We start from the raw sequence: 18093 nt of genomic DNA on the forward strand, positions 1-18093 counted from the left end.
CAGGAAAACGACATGAACGACATCATGATGGGCACCAGCCTGCCCTATGCCGAACGCAAGCGTCAGGGTCTGATGGGGCGCATGCCCCACAAGGAGGAGTCCCTCTCCCAGCAGCGCCGCCGCATCTACCGCCTGGTCTCGGCCATGCAGAGCCCCTTCGACCAGCACCTGCTACTGCGCCAGTTGCAGGAGGACAACCCTGTGCTGTTTTACGATCTGGTGCGCCACCACCTGCCGGAGCTCTTGCCCATCATCTACACCCCAGTGGTGGGGGAGGCCTGTCAGCGCCACAGCGATCTCTACCTGCGCAGCCACGGTCTCTACCTCTCCTGGCACGACAGGGACGAGCTGGACGCCATCTTCGCCGCGGTGGAGCAGGAGGTGGACGTCATCGTCATCTCCGACGGGGAGCGGGTGCTGGGGCTCGGCGATCTCGGCATCGGCGGCATGGGGATCTGCATCGGCAAGCTGGCGCTCTACAGCGCCGCCGGTGGCATCAACCCGGCGCTTACCCTGCCCCTGTGCGTGGACGTGGGCACCAACAACCCGGCCCTGCTGGAGGATGACTCCTACCTCGGCTGGCAGGCCCCGCGCATCGACGGCGAGACCTACTACAGCTTCATGGACAAGGTGGTGGCGGCAATTCGCACGCGCTGGCCCCAGGTGGTGCTGCAGTTTGAAGATTTTGCCGGCAAGCATGCCGCCAACCTCCTGGCCCGCTACCGGGACGAGCTCTGCATGTTCAACGACGACATCCAGGGCACGGCGGCGGTCGCCTCCGCCTGCGTGCTGGCAGGCTTGCAACAGGCGGGCAGCACGCTTGCTGATACCCCTGTGCTCATCGTCGGCGCTGGCTCGGCGGGCTGCGGCATCGCCGCCATGCTGGCCCGGCTGGCGGGCAGCCCGCAGCGGGTGCAGCTGTTCGATCAGGACGGCCTGGTCTGCCTGGACAGGGCCAACCTGACCCCCTCCCAGCAGCCCTTCGCCCGCCCGGCAGAGGAGGCCTGCACCTCCCTGCCCGAGCTCATCGCCCGGTTGCGCCCCGGGGTGTTGATCGGGGTGAGCGGCCAGGGGGGCCTGTTCGACGAGGCGGTGCTGACGGCCATGGGGGAGGCGTGCGAGCGCCCTGTGATACTGCCCCTCTCCAACCCGACCCGCAGCGCCGAGGCGACCCCGGAGCAGGTGTGGCGGGCGACCGAAGGGCGCGCCCTGCTCGCCACCGGCAGCCCCTTCGCCCCGGTCGAGGTGGCAGGGGAGCTGCGGGTGGTCTCCCAGTGCAACAACGTCTATGTGTTCCCGGGCATTGGCCTCGGGGCCTGCGCGGTCAAGGCGCGGCGCATCAGCGATGGCATGTTGCAGGCGGCGGTGCGGGCGGTGGGCGCCTGTGCGCTGGCGGAGGGGCGGTTGCTGCCCCCCATAGAGGAGGTGGGGGAGGTGGCCCGCGCCGTCGCCAGGGCCGTGGCCCTGACCGCCCGCGAGGAGGGGCTGGCGGATTTTGACGGTGATCCCGCGCCGCTCATTGACCAGACCTGGTGGCGCCCGCACTATTGGTCCGCCTCCTGACGTTGCAAGGTGAATCGATGAAACTGCGCCACCAACTGGTCACCCTCTCCCTCGGGCTGTCACTGCTGCTGATCCTGATCCTGGGGGGCCTGCTCGCCCTCTTCATCCGCCACCTGCTGGAGAGCAACCTGGAGGAGAAGGGGAGCGATCTGGCCCGGGTGCTGGCGGCGGACAGCCGGGTGGTGCAGGCCCTGCAGCAGGGCAGGGATCCCGGCCTGCGGGACTATGTGCAGGGGATCTGCAGCCGCACCGATGCCGCCTACATGGTGGTGACCGACGAGCATGCCCGCCGTCTGAGCCACCCCTCTCCCGAGCTGGTCGGTGCGACCTTCCGTGGCGAGGACATCTGGCCGGCGATCCACGAGCGGCGCAGTTACTGCTCCAGGGACGCGGGCACGCTCGGCCCGGCCATCCGCTGCTTCTCGCCTGTGATAGGGGCGGACGGGCGCGCCATAGGCGCGGTGGCGGTGGGCTACCTGATGCGCACGGTGGAGGGCATCTATCTGGAGCGGATCGCCCTGCTCATCAGCGCCATCGGCGCCGTGCTGGGCTGCGGTCTGCTGCTGGCGTTCTGGTTGCAGCACCGGCTGAGGCGCACCCTGCTGGATCTGGAGCCGGAGACCATAGTCAACCGCTTCGCCCAGCAGGATTTGGTGCTGGAGAGCATCTCGGAGGGGATAGTGGCCCTCGATGGCAACCATCGCATCAAGATGCTCAACAGCGCGGCCTTCTACCAGTTGCGGCTGCCGGGCACCGGTCGCCACGCCCTGTTGGGCCACTCCCTGGCCGAGCTGGCCCCCGGCCTGCTGCCCGCCCTGGAGCAGGAGGGGGGGGTGAACTTCACCGTGCAGGGGGAGGCCTTCGTCGGCCACTGGCAGGAGCTCGGCGGCCGCGAGCCGGGGCGCATGCTGATCTTCAGCCGGCCGGACGGCACCGGCAGCCTCGGCATGCAGGTGACCCACCTGCGCCAGTATGCCGAGATGCTGCGCATTCAGACCCACGAGTTTGCCAACAAGCTGAGCAGCCTCTCCGGCCTGCTGCAGCTCGGTCACGTGGATCAGGCGGTGGAGCTCATCCAGCAGGAGAACGAGGCTTGCCAGACCATGCTGCAGGATCTGCTGCGCTCCATCGAGAACAAACCGGTGGCCGGCCTCATCCTCGGCAAGTTCAGCCGGGCGCGGGAGCTCGGGGTCGAGCTGGTGCTGGATCCCGGCTCGGCGCTCGGGGAGTACCCGGCCGAGGTGTCGGCGGATCTCATCACCTGCATCGGCAACCTGCTGGACAACGGCATCAGGGCCGCCTGGGCGAACCGCCAGCGGTGCGCCCCCCGGGTGCTCATCTCGGTGGATGACTTCGGGCGTCGGCTGGTGATCGAGGTGGAGGACAGTGGCGAGGGGGTGGACGAGGCGCTGGCGGATCACTTGTTCGACTATGGGGTCAGCCGCCAGACCGGGGATCACGGGGTCGGCCTCTTCCTGGTCAAGAAGACGGTGGCTCGCCGTGGGGGTGTGATAGAATGGCGCCGCACCGCCGAACAGACCACCTTGTTCGGTATCTATTTGAATAAAAACCAATTGGTGTGAGTCATGAAGCCAATCTTCACTCTTGTTATCGAGGACGACGAGCGGATCGGCGCCATCCTGGCCGAGCTTATCTCCTCGACCCCGGGCTACTCCCTGCTGGGGCGGGCCGAGAGCCTGGCCCAGGCCGATCTCATGATGCGTGCCACCGAACCCCAGTTGCTGGTGGTGGACATCTCCCTGCCAGACGGCTCGGGTCTCGAGTGGGTGAACCGGCTGCGCAGCCACAACCGGGAGGTGCTGGTGGTCATGGTGACCGCCTCCTGCGACGTGGAGACCATACAGCAGGCCCTGAATCTCGGGGTGCAGGACTACATCATCAAGCCGCTGCGGCTGTTTCGCATCCAGCAGAGCCTGGACGAGATCCTGACCCTGCATCGCCGCCTGTGCGAGCGCGGCCTGCTGGAGCAGAGCGATCTCGACCGCCTGATGGGCAAGGGGCGCATTCAGCCGAGGGAGGTGCGCGACACCCCCAAGGGCATAGACGCCATCACCTTGCGCCAGGTGCTGGAGCTGCTGGCGGGGGAGCCGGACACCGCCTTCTCCACCGACACGGTGGCGCTGCGGTTGTCGCTTAGCCGCACCACGGCGCGCCGCTACCTGGAGTTTCTGGAGTCCGAAGACAAGCTGGACGTGGATCTCAACTACGGCCAGCGCGGTCGCCCCGAGCGCCGCTACCACTGGCGCCGCAGCAGCTGAGGTGGTGCTAACCCGCTGATGAAAGAAGGGAGCCTGAGGCTCCCTTCTTTCATCTCGCCAGAGCGGCGTTCGCAAGCTTATGCCCCTTCGGGCAGAGGGCGGCGAAGCCTTGGCTTGAACTGGGAGATCATGACGCCGGTCAGGATCAGGCCGCCGCCCAGCAGGTGATAGCCGTGGATGGGCTCACCCAGGGAGATGACGGCGATCAGCGCCGTGCACAGGGGCATCAGGTTCATGAACACAGAGGTGCGCTCCGCCCCCAGGCTGGCCAGGCCGCGCATCCAGCAGTAGGCCGCCAGCAGGGAGGAGGCGAGCCCGGCGAACAGCACCAGACCCCAGCCTTCGGCAGGCACCGCCAGGGAGTCCGCACTCAGGGCGACCGGGATCAGCAGCAGCACCGCCAGCAGGATCTGCAGATAGAGGTTGAGCCAGGGGCCGAACGGCAGTTGCCAGCGGCGGATCAGCAGGCCATAGAGCGCATAGCTGGCGGAGCCGAGCAGCATGAGGCCATCCCCCGGATTGATGCCGTCGTGCAGCAGGGCCAGGGGGTTGCCCTTGCCGAGCAGCCAGAGCACCCCGAACAGGGAGAGGCTCATGCCGAGCAGCGCCTGCTTGCCCGGGCGCTGGCCGAAGAAGAGGGCACTCTGCAGCAGGGTCAGCAGCGGGATGAGGGAGCCGATGACCCCCATGTTGGTGGCCGAGGTGCTGTGGGCGGCGTAGTAGGCCAGGCACTGGTAGAGCACCATGCCAAGGGCTGCCAGCACCAGCAGCTTGCCGAGCCAGGGGCGGAGATCGCACCGGCGGCGCCACAGTTGCGGCAGGCAGAAGGGGGAGAGCGCCAGGGCGGCGATCACCCAGCGGTAGAAGGAGATGGCGGCGGGATCCAGCACGCCGGCGGCGGCCTTGGAGACCACGGTATTGGCGGCCCAGATCAGGATGGCGAGCAGGGGAAAGAGAAAGGGCATAGGCACTCCTTGATACGATGGGGAGAGTCTAGCCTTGTCTTGAACGATGCAAGTAGCGTAAATAAGACATGTCATAACCGCTTTGGGACAATCTTCATGGGCAGCCTCACCCTGGCCGAGCAGGATCGCCTGCTGGCCGACCCCAACCCCCTCTATTTTCGCTACAGCCAGATCCAGGGGGGCAACGCCTGCGCCGAGCACGCCCACCCCTGGGGCCAGCTCAGCCTCATCAGCCTGGGGGTCATGGTGGTGGAGGTCGGGGGAGAGCGGCTGGTGGCGCCGGCCGACTACCTCATCTGGGTGCCGGCCAACCTGCCCCACACCGCCTTCAACGAGCAGACCCTGGACTACACCTCCATCTACGTGAGCCACGCGCTGGCGCCGCGCCTGCCAAGGGAACCCCAGCTGCTGGCGTTGACGCCCTTGCTGCGTGCCCTGCTGGAGGATTTTACCCAGCGCCGGGTTGGCCATCTGGAAGACGAGTGGGACGCGCGCCAGGGGGAGCTCTTCATCGAGAAGCTGGCCCGCACCCGCTGCCAGCCGAGCTACCTGCCCCAGAGTCGCGACCGCCTGCTGGCCCCGCTGCTGGCAGCCCTGCAGGCGGCCCCCGAGGACAACCGCACCTTGGCCGAGTGGGCCAGGGTGTTGCACACCACGGAGCGCACCCTGGCGCGGCGCTGCCAGAAGGAGCTCGGCATGAGCCTCGGCCAGTGGCGCACCCGGCTGCGGCTGGTGAAGGCGCTGGACTGGCTGCGGGGGGAGATGCCGGTGCAGGAGATAGCCTGGCGCCTCGGTTACACCTCCACCTCCGCCTTCATCGCCATGTTCCAGCGGGAGCAGGGATGCGCCCCCCAGCGTTATCGCCAGCAACTGGGCCAGCCAGGGGGCTGACGCTCCCGGTGGAAAAAGAGAGGGCGCCTGCGGGCGCCCTTGTGGATCACAGGATGGATTTAGAAGAAACCGAGGGGGTTGATGTCGTGGCTCACCAGCAGGTTCTTGGTGTTCTGGTAGTGGTCCAGCATCATCTTGTGGGTCTCGCGGCCTATCCCTGACTTCTTGTAGCCGCCGAAGGCCGCGTGGGCCGGGTAGGCGTGGTAGCAGTTGACCCAGACCCGGCCGGCCTGGATGCCGCGCCCCATGCGCCAGGCCAGGTTGCTGTCCCGGGTCCAGAGGCCCGCCCCCAGCCCGTACTGGGTGTCGTTGGCGATGGCCAGGGCATCCGCCTCGTCCTTGAAGGTGGTGACCCCGAGCGCCGGCCCGAAGATCTCCTCCTGGAACACCCGCATCTTGTTCTGGCCCGAGAAGATGGTGGGCTGGATGTAGAAGCCCCCCTCCAGGCCATTCACAGTGGCCGGGCCGCCGCCGATCAGCATCCTGGCCCCTTCGCCACGGCCGATCTCCATGTAGCTCAGGATCTTGTCGAACTGCTCGCGGGACGCCTGGGCGCCGACCTGGGTGGCGGTGTCCAGGGGGTTGCCCTGCACTATGGTGCGGGCGCGGGCCAGCACACGGTCCATAAAGTCGTCATAGATGCTTGCCTGCACCAGGGCGCGGGAGGGGCAGGTGCACACTTCCCCCTGGTTGAAGAAGGTCATCAGCATCCCTTCCACCGCCTTGTCGATGTAGCTGCTCTCGTGCTGCATCACGTCGGCGAAGTAGATGTTGGGGGACTTGCCGCCCAGCTCGACGGTGGAGGGAATGAGCTTGTCGGCAGCGCAGCGCAGTATATGGGCGCCCACCTCGGTGGAGCCGGTGAAGGCGAGCTTCTGGATCCGGTCGCTGGTGGCGAGGGCCTGGCCCGCCTCGGCGCCGAAGCCGTTGACCACGTTGACCACGCCGGGGGGCAGTATGTCCTTGATGAGGTCCATCATCAGCATGATGGTGACCGGGGTCTGCTCGGCGGGCTTGAGCACGCTGCAGCAACCGGCCGCGAGCACGGGGGCCAGCTTCCAGGCCGCCATCAGCAGCGGGAAGTTCCAGGGGATGATCTGGCCGACCACGCCGATGGGCTCCTTGAAGTGGTAGCTGACGGTGTGCTGATCCAGCTCGGCGGCCGAGCCCTCCTGGGCGCGGATGCAGCCGGCGAAGTAGCGAAAGTGATCCACCACCAGGGGCAGGTCGGCGGCCAGGGTCTCGCGCACCGCCTTGCCGTTCTCCCAGGTCTCGGCGACGGCGAGCACTTCAATGTTCTGTTCGATGCGATCGGCGATGCGCAGCAGCAGGTTGCTGCGCTCGGTGACGCTGGTCTTGCTCCAGCTGGCGAACGCCTTGTGGGCGGCATCCAGCGCCAGCTCGATGTCGGCGGCGTCGGATCTGGCCACCTCGCAGAACACCCGGCCATCCACCGGCGAGACGTTCTCGAAATAGCGGCCGGCGCGCGGCGCCACCCAGTCGCCACCGATGAAGTTGTCGTAACGGGACTTGAAGCTGACCAGGGCACCTGCCTGACCGGGAGCGGTATAAATCATCTCATCATCCTTATGTGTGTGTGGTCCTGACCGGCCTGGCGGGCAGTCCGGTTGCTTCTCCGTATCGCAAGGGCCGTGCCAGAGGGTCTGACCAGAGGGCTAAAAGTTACAAAAACGTTATCAAACGGGGTGTGGCGGCGTATCTTGATTAACCAGTGACCGCGGCGGTGCCGATGAGACTGTGCCGTTTCTGGACAGTGGCCGTGACACTGTGCCCTTTGTGAACAGGAGGCGTGATGAGCGAGTTACCTCAATCCAGTCCCAGTCCCAGCCCGATCCAGCGCTCCTGGCAGCGCTGCCTGCATCAGGGCCTGCTCCGTCAGCAGAGCGCCGAGCTGGATCTGCTGCCCCAGGGGGAGCTGTCGGCCCGCCAGGAGCAGCACAGAACCCTTATCACCTGCTTCCAGCGCTTCGTGTTGCCGCTGTTTGCCCAGTTGCTGGCGGGCAGGCCCTGTCGCCTGCTGCTGTGTGACGGTGAGGGGGCCATTCTGGCCGCCAGCGGGGACGACGGCTTTGCCCGCCACGCCGAGCGGATCTTCCTGCGCAGCGGCGCCCGCTGGGGGGAGGCGAGCAAGGGCACCAACGCCATCGGCACCGCGCTGGCAGAGCAGAGCGAGGTGCAGGTACTGGGGGCCCAGCACTTCTTCGCCCAGCACAGCTTCCTCAGTTGCAGCGCCTGCCCCCTGCTCGGGCCGGACGGGCAACTGCTCGGCGTGCTCGACATCTCAACCGATGCGGCCCACCACGATGGCGACATGCTGGGCACGGTGCGGCTCCTGGCCATGACGCTGGAAAACGCCCTGCTGGCGCGCCAACCGGGCTGGCTGGTGGATCTCGATCCCCAGAGTCTCTGGTCCGCCCGCCTGCTGCTGGGGGAGGGGGGCGAGCTGCTCGGGGCCAACCGGGCCGGACGGCTCTGGCTAGGCCAGCACCCGTTTGACGGCAAGCAGCTGCTGCGGGATCGGCGCGGATTGCGGCTGGTGCCCGATCCCGTGGTGATTAAAACCGAAACTCAGTCCTTGCCGGCAACGCCGCCCGCCACCGCCGGGGTGCCCCTCAAGATGCTGGAGCGGGGCATCTCCCTGCTCATCGAGGGGGAGACCGGCAGCGGCAAGGAGCACCTGGTGCGCGTCCTCCACCGAGCGTCGAGCCGACGGGACAAGCCCCTGGTGTGCGTCAACTGCGGCGCCCTGCCCGCCGATCTGGTGGAGGCCGAGCTGTTTGGCTACGTGGGCGGGGCCTTCAGCGGCGCCCGCAGCCAGGGCAGCCAGGGTTATCTGCGCGCCGCCCATGGGGGCATCCTGATGCTGGACGAGATCGGTGAGCTGCCGCTCCCGGCCCAGACCCGGCTGCTGCGGGTGCTGCAGGAGCGCGCCGTCACCCCGGTGGGCAGCCACAAACCTGAGCCGGTGGACTTCTGGCTGGTGAGCGCCAGCCACCGGGATCTGGCGGCCATGGTGCAGGGCGGCGGGTTTCGCGAAGACCTCTATTACCGCATCTGCGGCTGGCGCCAGCAGCTTGCGCCGCTGCGGGCCTGGCCCCAGGGCGAGCGTCTGGGCTTGATCCGGTGCCTGCTCGCCGAGATGGACCCGGCCCTGCAACTGACGCCGCAGGCTGAGCAACAGCTGCTGGCCCATCCCCTGCCCGGCAACGTGCGTCAGCTCAAGCAGGCGCTGGAGGTGGCCTGCGTGCTGGCGGAGGGGCAGGGCTGGATTGACCCCGCCCACCTGCACCTGCCCGAGGTGGCCGCCATGCCGTCTCCCCGGGGCGCCACCACCTTGCGCGAGCAGAGCCGGCTGCGGGTGCAGCAGACCCTGACGGAGTGTGGTGGCAACGTGAGCGAGGCGGCGCGCCGCCTCGGCATCAGCCGCACCACCCTCTATCGGGCGCTGCGGGAAGAGGTCTAGGGGGTGTTGCCGTACCGCTTGCTTGTGTAGACTGGGGCTCTGCGATGATTTTTCTTTATTTTTCCATGGCATGGAGCGCTCAGTGGTGAAAGGAATGATGACATCGGGAACCCGCTTCCCCAGGAGCTGGCGTCCGCCTCTTGCGGTGCAATGCCGACAGGATTCAGCCCGGCGGATGGCAGGGGACGCCCTGCGCGCGGGCTGAGCCGACCAATGCCCCTGCGCCCACGAGGGCGTGTGTAATAACCTTGGATCTGGATCAGCACGGTGCGGAGTTCCAAGGTGTAGAGTAAAAGCTCTTTTTCAGGTGTGATCGCCATGACCCCATCCTATTCCCGCGTGACCAATATGTTGTTCTGGAGCCTGCTGCTCGGCAGCCTGCTGGCCATCCTGGTGTTCGAGTTCGGGCCAGAGCAGCGGCTGGACATACTGGGTCAGGCCAGCATAGCCGCCAGGGCCCAGGATGACCGCGCCCATGGGGGCCAATCGGTTACCACGCTGATCGCCGGGGGCGACAAGCCTGCCATCGACTGCAAGCTGCGCGCGGGCCACAGCTCCCCCTTCTGTGAGCTGATCCTGACCCTGTCTGCCCCCGAGTGGGGGCTGGATCTCTCCCACTTCAGCGGCGTGCGGGTCAAGCTGAGGGTGGAGGGGGGCGAACCGCAGAGCTGGCGCCTCTATCTGCGCAACTATGATCCCGCCTACTCGATAGCCGGGGACGAGACTTCCCACAAGTTCAACGAGGTACTCTTTCGTCCCGACGATTACGGCCACATCCAGGACATCCCCCTCAAGGTGTTCGCCCCCAGCTCCTGGTGGGTGCAGCAGTACCGGATCCCGCTGGCGCAGCAGGGGACGGATCTGCACCATGTCTATGCCATCGAGCTTGCCACCGACGACAGGATGCAGCCCGGGGACTACCGGTTGATCCTGGATAAACTGGAGTTCTATGGCCGCTGGGGCAAGCCGGGGGACTTCTACCGCCAGCTGCTGCTGGGCTGGCTGGTATACGGAATACTGCTGTTTCTGACCCAGTACCTGCTGATGGGAGACAAGCTGCGCAAGGCCCGCGAGGCGCGGCTGGCGGCGGAGGCGCTCAGCCAGAGCCTGTGCGAGCAGTATCGCCGCACCGAGGAGGAGGCCCGCTACGATCCCCTGACCGGGGCCCTCAACCGGCTCGGTGGCGAGAAGCTCTTGAGCGAGCTGGGGGAGATGCCGCTCTCCTTCATCTACATCGACATCGATCACTTCAAGGGGGTCAACGACACCCACGGCCACCCCATGGGGGACGAGGTGCTCAAGCACATGGTGAGCGAGCTGCTGCGCCACTGTGACAGCCTGTGCCGCCTGGTGCGCTGGGGGGGAGAGGAGTTCGTGCTGGTCTGCCTGCACCATGAACAGGCGAGGGCCGAGAGGCTGGCCGAGCGGCTGAGGGGAGCGCTGGAGGCCTACAGGGAGTGGCCCCTGGGGCTCAGGATCACCGCCTCCTTCGGGGTGGCGGAGCGGCGCGGGGACTCCCTTGAGCTGACCCTCAAGCGGGCGGACGAGGCGCTCTATCAGGCCAAGGAGCGGGGTCGCAACCGGGTCGAGGTGGGCTAGGGCGCAGGCCTGCCAACCGGCGCAGTGCCTTGCCTTCGCGCAGGTGATTGGGGCTGGAGCACTGGCCTTGCAGCCGTTATGATGCGCCCCAGCCGGGGCTTGGCCCCCTTCACTCATTCATCGAGGAGTATCTCCATGTCACAACATCTGGGCGCCTTGGCTCTGCTGGTGGCCGATTATGACGAGGCCATCGCCTTCTTCACCCAGGGGCTGGGGTTCGCGCTGCTCGAAGACACGCCCCTCGACGAGCCGGGCAAACCGGGCAAGCGCTGGGTGCGGGTCGCTCCGCAAGGCGCTCCCGGCTCTGCCCTGCTGCTGGCCCGTGCGGCCACCCCCGAACAGCAGGCCGCCATCGGGCGGCAGGGAGGAGGCCGGGTCTTCCTGTTCCTCGAAACCGACGACTTCTGGGGGGATTACCAGCGCATGCAGGCGTACGGTGTCCATTTTTGTGAACAGCCCCGCCAGGAGCCCTATGGCACAGTGGTGGTGTTCGAGGACATCAGTGGCAACCGCTGGGACCTGCTGCAACTCGCTGCTGCCAGTTGAATCTGAAAACGTTTATCATCCCGCCTGTCATAAAGTCATAAAAGTGTCACAGAAAGTTCTAATAATTGGCGCACCCATCTTCACAGAGGAGAGAGAAGGGATATGGCTAAGCGAATTCTGGTGGTCGAGGACGAGGCACCAATCCGCGAGATGCTCTGCTTCGTGCTCGAGCAAAAAGGATATGAGACGGTTGAGGCAGAAGATTATGCCGATGGACTGGCGAAGGTGCGTGAACCTTACCCCGAGCTCATCGTACTGGACTGGATGATGCCAGGTGGCAGCGGCATCCAGTTCATCAAGCAGCTCAAGCAGGACGAGGTGACCCGCCAGATCCCCGTGGTGATGCTGACCGCCCGCGGCGAGGAGGAGGACAAGGTGCGCGGGCTGGAAGCGGGCGCCGACGACTACATCACCAAGCCGTTCTCTCCCAAGGAGCTGACCGCCCGCTTGCACGCCGTGATGCGCCGGGTCTCCCCCACCTCGGTGGACGAGGTGATCGAGGTGCAGGGGCTCAAGCTGGATCCTGTCTCCCACAGGGTCAGCGCCGAGGAGAAGGCGCTGGACATGGGGCCGACCGAGTTCAAGCTGCTGCACTTCTTCATGACCCATCCCGAGCGGGTCTATAGCCGCGAGCAACTGCTGAACAATGTCTGGGGCACCAATGTCTATGTAGAAGACAGGACGGTGGACGTGCACATCCGTCGCCTGCGCAAGGCCATTGAAGAGACCGGGCACGACAGATTGATCCAGACGGTGCGTGGAGCCGGATACCGCTTCTCAACCCGTCTCTAGGGGATAACATGTTGCAACCTTACGCCTGGCGGCGACAGTTGTGGCGAATGGCGTTCTTCTACGCCCCCTTCGTCTTGGTAGGTTGGTTGATAGAACACCTTTCCCTCTGCCTGCTGGTGGCGACCGTGCTGCACCTGGGCTGGCACTACCGCTTCCAGAAGCGGCTGTCGGACTGGCTGTGGCACGATCGCAGCCTGGTGCCGCCCCATGGCAGCGGCAGTTGGGAATACATCTTCAATGGCATCTACAAGTTGCAGCAGCGCCACCGTGCAAGGCGCCGCGAGCTGGCGGGTCTCATCCGCCGGTTTCGGGAGGGGGCTGAGGCCTTGCCCGATGCCGCCGTGGTGTTTCGCACCGACGGCAGCATTCTCTGGTGCAACCGGCTGGCGGAGCAGTTGCTCGGCTTTCGCTGGCCCGAGGATGCCGGCCAGCACATTGGCAACCTCATCCGTCACCCCGGTTTCGTCGCCTACCTCGGCAAGGGGCAGTATGACGAGCCGTTCGAGATGAGCTCCCCCATCAACGAGGAGAAGTTTCTCGAGTTTCGCATCATGCCCTATGCCGAGGATCAGGCCATGCTGGTGGTGCGGGACGTGACCCGGCTGCGCAGCCTGGAGAAGACCCGCAAGCACTTCGTCTCCAACGTCTCCCACGAGCTGCGCACCCCGCTCACCGTGCTCAAGGGCTATCTGGAGATGACCGAGGAGCCGCCACCCCCCGCCATGTGGGCCAAGGCGCACAAGGTGATGATGGAGCAGACCATCCGCATGGACAACCTGGTCAATCAGCTGCTCACCCTGTCGCGCATCGAGGCGGCCCCGACCGTGGATCTCTCCCATCTGGTGGACATGCCCGCCATGCTGGGGCTGCTGGAGCAGGAGGCCCGGGCCCTGTCGGGAGAGAGTGCCCATCAGATAGAGTTCCAGGTGCAGTCCAATCTGTTCGTGAAGGGGGACAGGGACCAGCTGCGCAGCGCCGTCTCCAACCTGGTCTACAACGCCATTCACTACACCCCGGCCGGTCGCAAGATCACGGTGGAGTGGCGCAAGCAGGGGGCCATGGCGCTCTTTGTGGTGCAGGACGAGGGGGAGGGGATAGCCCCGGAACACCTGGCGCGGCTCACCGAGCGCTTCTATCGGGTCGACAAGGCCAGATCCCGCCACACCGGCGGCTCAGGCCTTGGCCTCGCCATCGTCAAGCATGCCCTGAGTCATCACGATGCCCAGCTCGAGATAGAGAGCCGGGTCGGCCAGGGCAGCCGTTTCAGCTTCCTCATTCCCGGCCGTATGGTGGTGGTTAAATAGTCTTTTTTGACAAAGGGTTAGCAATAAGAAAGGGGGCGGCGAGAGCGGCCCCCTTGGCATTTGTGCCGCGCCCGGCCCATGTCATCAAAGTGTCATATAAATTCCATAAATTTGTCACTGCCAGGTCAGATACTGGCGCCGTCTTAAGAACAGACCCAGCGTCACCTTGGGAAAGAGGGGACGGAATAGAACTCAACAATCTGACTGATGCAGTCGGGTTGACCACCGCAAGACAGTGTTAATCGGCGCCATGTATTGGCAATTGCCTTCTGTAACTTTGGAGAGATTGGATGAAACTCAACAAACTGGCTGGTGTAATCGGATTCACCGCAGCAACCCTGTTTTCCGTCAGCGCCCTGGCTGCCGGTGTGGATAAAGATCTGCCGGATTACGCCCCGACCAGTGGCATCTCGGGCAACCTGTCCTCCGTGGGCTCGGACACCCTGGCCAACATGATGACCCTGTGGGCCGAAGAATTTAAGCGTGTCTACCCCAACGTCAACGTGCAGATCCAGGCCGCCGGTTCTTCCACAGCCCCGACTGCCCTGACCGAGGGCGTCGCCCAGTTTGGTCCCATGAGCCGTGCCATGAAGGCCGGTGAGGAAGAGGCGTTCGAGAAGCGCTACGGCTACAAGCCGACGGCCATCCGCGTCGCGGTCGATGCCCTGGCGGTGTTCGTGAACAAGGACAACCCCATCAAGGGGCTGACCATGCAGCAGGTTGACTCCATCTTCTCCAGCACCCTCAAGTGCGGCGAAGCCAAGGCCGCCACCAAATGGTCCGATCTGGGTCTGGATGGCAACTGGTCCAGCAAGGATCTGCAGCTGTTCGGTCGCAATTCCGTTTCCGGCACCTACGGTTACTTCAAGGAGCACGCCCTGTGCAACGGTGACTTCAAGAGCGGCGTGAACGAGCAGCCGGGCTCCGCCTCCGTGGTGCAATCCGTCTCCGCATCCCTGAACAGCATCGGCTACTCCGGCATCGGCTACGTCACCTCCGGCGTGCGCGCCGTACCGCTCTCCAAGGACGGCACTACCTTCGTCGAAGCGACCGCAGACAACGCATTGACCGGCAAGTATCCGCTCTCCCGCTTCCTGTACGTTTACGTGAACAAGGCTCCGAACAAGCCGCTCTCCCCGATGGAGCAGGAGTTTGTGAAGATGATGCTCTCCAAGGCGGGTCAGACCATAGTCGCCAAGGATGGTTATGTACCGGTTCCTGCCAAGATCGCCGAAGCCGATCTGAAGAAGCTGGGCATCATGTAATCCCGCTTCTGCACCGCAAACAAACGAGCCCGCACGGGCTCGTTTTTATTTTGGCGCCACGGGATCTTTTTGGTCGCATGGGGTGGCGCCTGGCTTGCACCGGAGGGCGGCATTCCCGAGAATAGGGCAACTTCACGGTAAAGGACCCTCTCATGCGTGCATCTTCCCTGTCCAAATTCGGCCTGGCAGCCTTGTGCAGCGCTCTGCTGGCCGGTTGTGCCCAGTCGCCGACCGGCCGCAGCCAGATGCTGCTCTTCTCCCCCCAGCAGATGAACCAGCTGGGGGCCGACTCCTTCGAGCAGATGAAGAAGCAGGAGAAGGTGAGCAAGGATGCCAGGGTGAATGCCTATGTCTCCTGCGTGGCCAAGGCGGTCACCGCCCGGGTGCCTGCCAGCTATGGCATTACCAGCTGGGAGGTGGTGGTGTTTGACTCCAAGGAGGTCAACGCCTTCGCCCTGCCTGGCGGCAAGATCGGCGTCTACAGCGGCCTGCTCAAGGTCGCCAAGAATCAGGATCAGCTCGCCACCGTCATCGGCCACGAGCTGACCCACGTGCTGGCACAGCACTCCAACGAACGCCTCTCCCGGGATCAGCTCACCGGCATCGGGCTGGCGGTGGCCGATGCCGCCATCGGCAGCAGCCAGGGAGGCGGTGCCACCATGGCGGCGCTCGGGCTCGGGGTCCAGGTGGGGATCACCCTGCCCTATGGCAGGACCCAGGAGAGCGAGGCCGACAGACTCGGACTGGAGCTGATGGCTCGCGCCGGTTTCAACCCGGCCGAGGCCATCCCCCTGTGGCAGAACATGAGTGCCGCCGCCGGGGGCAAGGCGCCGCCCCAGCTGCTCTCCACCCACCCGAGCGACGAGAATCGCATCGCCGAACTGCAGGCCCAGCAGGCCGAAGTGCAGCCTCTGTATCAGCAGGCGCGAGCCGCAGGGCTGGAGCCCAAGTGCAAGGCATAAGCCTGCGGCTGGCCCGTCCCGCCGATGCCGCCGCCATGACGGTGATGCAGCGGGCCAGCTGGCTGGCGGCCTATGGCGGCGTGCTCGGGGAGGATCTGCTGGCCCAGCTGGCGGTCACCGAGCATCTGCAGATCTGGCGCCGCCGGCTCGCCGAGCCGGCCCCCGTTCCCATGCTGCTCTGCCAGGACGAGGTCGTCATCGGCCTGCTCTATTGGCACCCAGCCCATGAGGAGGGGATGATGACGGCGCGCATCCGGGCGCTCTATCTGCACCCGGAACACTGGCGTCGGGGCCATGGCAAGCGGTTGTGGCAGGCGGTGGCGGTGCAGATGCGCCGGGCCGGCTGCGAGTGCGTCAGGTTATGGCTGCTCGATGGCAATCACATCGGCGAGGGGTTCTACCTGCGCCGCGGCTTCGTGTTTGACGGCCAGGAGCGCACCCTGACGAGCCTAGGACAACCCTGTCTTCAGCGACAAATGTTCCGTTTGCTTTGAGCTGGCTCCCGTTTTTCGCCCATGGTTACTTTATTTTTTTTGCGAATTAATACAATGTGCCCCATCTGGACAGACTGAGGTGACCCGGTTCACCGGCAAGGGAGTGTGGCATGTATTACGGATTTGATATTGGTGGTACCAAGATTGCCTTCGCGGTGTATGACGGTGGCCTGAACCTCTGTCACGAAGAGCGCATGAGCACCCCCGGCAATGATTACGAGGGGCTGTTGCAGCTGATCCTGACGCGGGTCGAGGCGGCGGACGCCCGCTTCGGTGCGAAAGGCGCCGTCGGCATCGGGTTTCCCGGCATCATCAATCGCCTGGATGGGAGCATAGTGGCGGCGAACCTGCCCGCCATTCACGGTCGTCATCTGGGCGCGGATCTGGCCACACGACTGGCGCGCACCGTCAGCGTCGACAACGACGCCAACTGCTTCCTCTGGTCCGAAGTGCATCAGGGGGCCGCCGCCGCGGCCGAGAGTGCGCTGGGGGTGACCATTGGCACCGGCATAGGTGGCGCCGTCTATCTGGCGGGCAGGCTCATCCAGGGTCGTAACTGGCTGGCGGGGGAGATAGGCCATTACCCGCTGCCGGCCACCATATTGATGAAATACCCCGACCTGCCCCGTCCCCGCTGCGGCTGCGGCCGCCTGGTCTGTTTCGAAACCTACGCCTCGGGCACCGGCCTGGAGCGGCTCTATCACCACTTCCGCGGCGAGCGCGCCAGCGGCCACCAGATAGTCGCCCGTGCCGAGGCCCGGGAACCCGCGGCGCTCTCGGCCATCGACTGCTGGCTGGAGATCCTGGCCGCCGGGCTCGCCACCGCCATCTCGGTGATAGACCCCGAGGTGGTGGTGCTGGGGGGCGGCCTCAGCGGGCTGCCCGCCCTGTATGAGGAGCTGCCCAGGCGTCTGCCCGGCCATCTGCTGCCCGGTGTCGCCCTGCCGGCTATCCGCCAGGCCCGTTTCGGCGGCGCCGGGGGCGTGCGTGGCGCCGCCCTGCTCAATTTATGAGATCAGGCACTGGGTCTGATCTCCCTGGATAAGGAGTCATCATGACCCGTCTTGAAATCTGCATCGACAACCTGGAATCCCTGTTCACCGCAGAGCGGTCCGGCGCGGATCGCATCGAGCTCTGCTCTGCGCTGGGGCTGGGTGGTCTCACCCCCTCCTATGGTTTCATGCAGCTTGCTGCCCGCCACGCCAGCGTGCCGGTTTACGCCATGATCCGCCCCCGTGCCGGGGATTTCTGCTTCAGTGCCGCCGAGTTCGAACTCATGTTGCTGGATATCGCGGCGGCGCGCTCTGCGGGTCTGCAAGGGGTGGTGGTGGGTCTGCTCGACGAGGGGGGCAGGGTGCCTGCCGCCCAGTTGCAACAGCTGGTCGAGGCGGCCGGTCCCCTGGGGGTCACCTTCCATCGCGCCATCGATCTCAGCTCCAACTGGCGCGCCGATCTGGAGACCATAGTGGCGGCCGGCTGTGAGCGGATCCTGAGCTCCGGCCATGCCCCGACCGCCCTGGCGGGTCTGGAGACACTGCAGGCGATGCAGCAGACCCTGGCGGGCCGCGCCAGCCTGATGCCCGGCGCCGGGGTCAATGCCGACAACGTGCGCACCATACTCGAGTTCACCGGGGTGAGCGAGGTGCACATGTCCGGCATGGGCTGGCGCGGCGGCATGGTGCCCCACGGGGTGAACATGGGCACCTCGGACGACGGCCGGGTCAATATTACCGACGGCGCCAAGGTGGCAGCGGTGCGGGCCTTGCTGGACAAGACCTGAGCGGTGCGGGCTTTGCTGGACAAGGCCTGATAGGTGCCGCGCGGCGGCATGGTGCCTCCTCATGTGTGTGAACATGGGCACCTCGGACGACGGCCGGGTCAATATTACCGACGGCGCCAAGGTGGCAGCGGTGCGGGCCTTGCTGGACAAGGCCTGATAGGTGCCGCGC

The 18093-nt window shown here is 65.7% G+C and carries 16 protein-coding genes and 1 pseudogene; 15 read left to right on the plus strand and 2 right to left on the minus strand.

What is annotated here, in order from left to right; translation table 11 throughout:
- The first annotated feature begins 12 nt into the window (after positions 1-12).
- The 3 genes from ACWPWQ_RS01080 to ACWPWQ_RS01090 are packed head-to-tail and all read left to right on the plus strand — an operon-like array spanning position 13 to position 3842.
- Positions 13-1563, plus strand: a complete 1551-nt coding sequence (locus ACWPWQ_RS01080; protein WP_454008798.1) for an NAD-dependent malic enzyme — start codon at positions 13-15, stop codon at positions 1561-1563.
- Between the two features lie 17 nt (positions 1564-1580).
- Entirely contained in the window at positions 1581-3146 is a 1566-nt protein-coding gene (locus ACWPWQ_RS01085; protein ID WP_265436846.1) for an ATP-binding protein, read from the plus strand.
- Positions 3147-3149: 3 nt separating this feature from the next.
- Positions 3150-3842: a response regulator gene (locus ACWPWQ_RS01090; protein WP_005324712.1), complete on the plus strand. Its 693-nt coding sequence runs from the start codon at positions 3150-3152 to the stop codon at positions 3840-3842.
- Positions 3843-3919: 77 nt separating this feature from the next.
- Here ACWPWQ_RS01090 and ACWPWQ_RS01095 read toward each other — a convergent pair whose 3' ends face one another.
- The gene (locus tag ACWPWQ_RS01095) at positions 3920-4807 is read right to left on the minus strand and encodes a DMT family transporter (protein ID WP_454008799.1); all 888 of its coding nucleotides are present in this window, start codon (positions 4805-4807) and stop codon (positions 3920-3922) included.
- Positions 4808-4903: 96 nt separating this feature from the next.
- Between ACWPWQ_RS01095 and ACWPWQ_RS01100 the strand changes: the two genes are divergently transcribed.
- Positions 4904-5698, plus strand: coding sequence for an AraC family transcriptional regulator (locus ACWPWQ_RS01100; RefSeq protein WP_454008800.1), 795 nt, complete (start codon positions 4904-4906; stop codon positions 5696-5698).
- A 59-nt stretch (positions 5699-5757) separates the two neighbouring features.
- On the opposite strand, the gene exaC is transcribed toward ACWPWQ_RS01100, so the two are convergent.
- The gene (gene exaC, locus ACWPWQ_RS01105; protein WP_202046901.1) at positions 5758-7275 is read right to left on the minus strand and encodes an acetaldehyde dehydrogenase ExaC; all 1518 of its coding nucleotides are present in this window, start codon (positions 7273-7275) and stop codon (positions 5758-5760) included.
- 236 nt (positions 7276-7511) lie between these two features.
- On the opposite strand from exaC, the gene ACWPWQ_RS01110 reads away from it, so the two are divergent.
- The 11 genes and pseudogenes from ACWPWQ_RS01110 to ACWPWQ_RS01160 all read left to right on the plus strand — a co-directional run.
- Positions 7512-9182 carry a sigma-54-dependent Fis family transcriptional regulator gene (locus tag ACWPWQ_RS01110; protein WP_454008801.1) on the plus strand — a complete coding sequence of 557 codons (1671 nt, stop codon included), beginning with the start codon at positions 7512-7514 and terminating at the stop codon, positions 9180-9182.
- 318 nt (positions 9183-9500) lie between these two features.
- Positions 9501-10781: a GGDEF domain-containing protein gene (locus ACWPWQ_RS01115; RefSeq protein WP_454008802.1), complete on the plus strand. Its 1281-nt coding sequence runs from the start codon at positions 9501-9503 to the stop codon at positions 10779-10781.
- Positions 10782-10916: 135 nt separating this feature from the next.
- Complete coding sequence (locus tag ACWPWQ_RS01120) at positions 10917-11327, plus strand: VOC family protein (RefSeq protein WP_202046898.1); 411 nt, start codon at positions 10917-10919, stop codon at positions 11325-11327.
- A 102-nt stretch (positions 11328-11429) separates the two neighbouring features.
- Positions 11430-12119, plus strand: coding sequence for a phosphate regulon transcriptional regulator PhoB (gene phoB, locus ACWPWQ_RS01125; protein ID WP_041206225.1), 690 nt, complete (start codon positions 11430-11432; stop codon positions 12117-12119).
- A gap of 8 nt (positions 12120-12127) precedes the next feature.
- Positions 12128-13423 (plus strand): phosphate regulon sensor histidine kinase PhoR, encoded by a 1296-nt coding sequence (gene phoR, locus ACWPWQ_RS01130; RefSeq protein ID WP_042648619.1) that lies wholly within the window; start codon positions 12128-12130, stop codon positions 13421-13423.
- Positions 13424-13713: 290 nt separating this feature from the next.
- Positions 13714-14688 carry a PstS family phosphate ABC transporter substrate-binding protein gene (locus ACWPWQ_RS01135; protein ID WP_139438166.1) on the plus strand — a complete coding sequence of 325 codons (975 nt, stop codon included), beginning with the start codon at positions 13714-13716 and terminating at the stop codon, positions 14686-14688.
- A 152-nt stretch (positions 14689-14840) separates the two neighbouring features.
- Positions 14841-15650: a M48 family metallopeptidase gene (locus ACWPWQ_RS01140; protein ID WP_454008803.1), complete on the plus strand. Its 810-nt coding sequence runs from the start codon at positions 14841-14843 to the stop codon at positions 15648-15650.
- A complete protein-coding gene (locus tag ACWPWQ_RS01145) occupies positions 15638-16144 on the plus strand; it encodes a GNAT family N-acetyltransferase (RefSeq protein ID WP_139438168.1) in 507 nt (168 codons plus the stop codon). The genes ACWPWQ_RS01140 and ACWPWQ_RS01145 overlap by 13 nt, the downstream gene beginning before the upstream one ends.
- 110 nt (positions 16145-16254) lie before the next feature.
- A complete protein-coding gene (locus tag ACWPWQ_RS01150) occupies positions 16255-17157 on the plus strand; it encodes an ROK family protein (protein WP_454008804.1) in 903 nt (300 codons plus the stop codon).
- Positions 17158-17198: 41 nt separating this feature from the next.
- The gene (locus ACWPWQ_RS01155; protein WP_454008805.1) at positions 17199-17924 is read left to right on the plus strand and encodes a copper homeostasis protein CutC; all 726 of its coding nucleotides are present in this window, start codon (positions 17199-17201) and stop codon (positions 17922-17924) included.
- 39 nt (positions 17925-17963) lie between these two features.
- A pseudogene (locus tag ACWPWQ_RS01160) lies at positions 17964-18081 on the plus strand (copper homeostasis protein CutC); the annotation flags it as partial.
- Positions 18082-18093 lie beyond the last annotated feature (12 nt).

The sequence above is a fragment of the Aeromonas sp. Marseille-Q7275 genome, from assembly GCF_965119515.1.

Bases quoted from the DNA above. Each gene is read 5' to 3' on its own strand.
- phoB (WP_041206225.1), top strand. From the start codon at position 11,430: ATGGCTAAGCGAATTCTGGTGGTCGAGGACGAGGCACCAATCCGCGAG.
- ACWPWQ_RS01095 (WP_454008799.1), bottom strand. From the start codon at position 4,807: ATGCCCTTTCTCTTTCCCCTGCTCGCCATCCTGATCTGGGCCGCCAAT.
- ACWPWQ_RS01150 (WP_454008804.1), top strand. From the start codon at position 16,255: ATGTATTACGGATTTGATATTGGTGGTACCAAGATTGCCTTCGCGGTG.
- exaC (WP_202046901.1), bottom strand. From the start codon at position 7,275: ATGATTTATACCGCTCCCGGTCAGGCAGGTGCCCTGGTCAGCTTCAAG.
- ACWPWQ_RS01110 (WP_454008801.1), top strand. From the start codon at position 7,512: ATGAGCGAGTTACCTCAATCCAGTCCCAGTCCCAGCCCGATCCAGCGC.
- ACWPWQ_RS01080 (WP_454008798.1), top strand. From the start codon at position 13: ATGAACGACATCATGATGGGCACCAGCCTGCCCTATGCCGAACGCAAG.
- ACWPWQ_RS01100 (WP_454008800.1), top strand. From the start codon at position 4,904: ATGGGCAGCCTCACCCTGGCCGAGCAGGATCGCCTGCTGGCCGACCCC.
- ACWPWQ_RS01115 (WP_454008802.1), top strand. From the start codon at position 9,501: ATGACCCCATCCTATTCCCGCGTGACCAATATGTTGTTCTGGAGCCTG.
- ACWPWQ_RS01085 (WP_265436846.1), top strand. From the start codon at position 1,581: ATGAAACTGCGCCACCAACTGGTCACCCTCTCCCTCGGGCTGTCACTG.
- ACWPWQ_RS01140 (WP_454008803.1), top strand. From the start codon at position 14,841: ATGCGTGCATCTTCCCTGTCCAAATTCGGCCTGGCAGCCTTGTGCAGC.
- ACWPWQ_RS01135 (WP_139438166.1), top strand. From the start codon at position 13,714: ATGAAACTCAACAAACTGGCTGGTGTAATCGGATTCACCGCAGCAACC.
- ACWPWQ_RS01120 (WP_202046898.1), top strand. From the start codon at position 10,917: ATGTCACAACATCTGGGCGCCTTGGCTCTGCTGGTGGCCGATTATGAC.
- phoR (WP_042648619.1), top strand. From the start codon at position 12,128: ATGTTGCAACCTTACGCCTGGCGGCGACAGTTGTGGCGAATGGCGTTC.
- ACWPWQ_RS01090 (WP_005324712.1), top strand. From the start codon at position 3,150: ATGAAGCCAATCTTCACTCTTGTTATCGAGGACGACGAGCGGATCGGC.
- ACWPWQ_RS01155 (WP_454008805.1), top strand. From the start codon at position 17,199: ATGACCCGTCTTGAAATCTGCATCGACAACCTGGAATCCCTGTTCACC.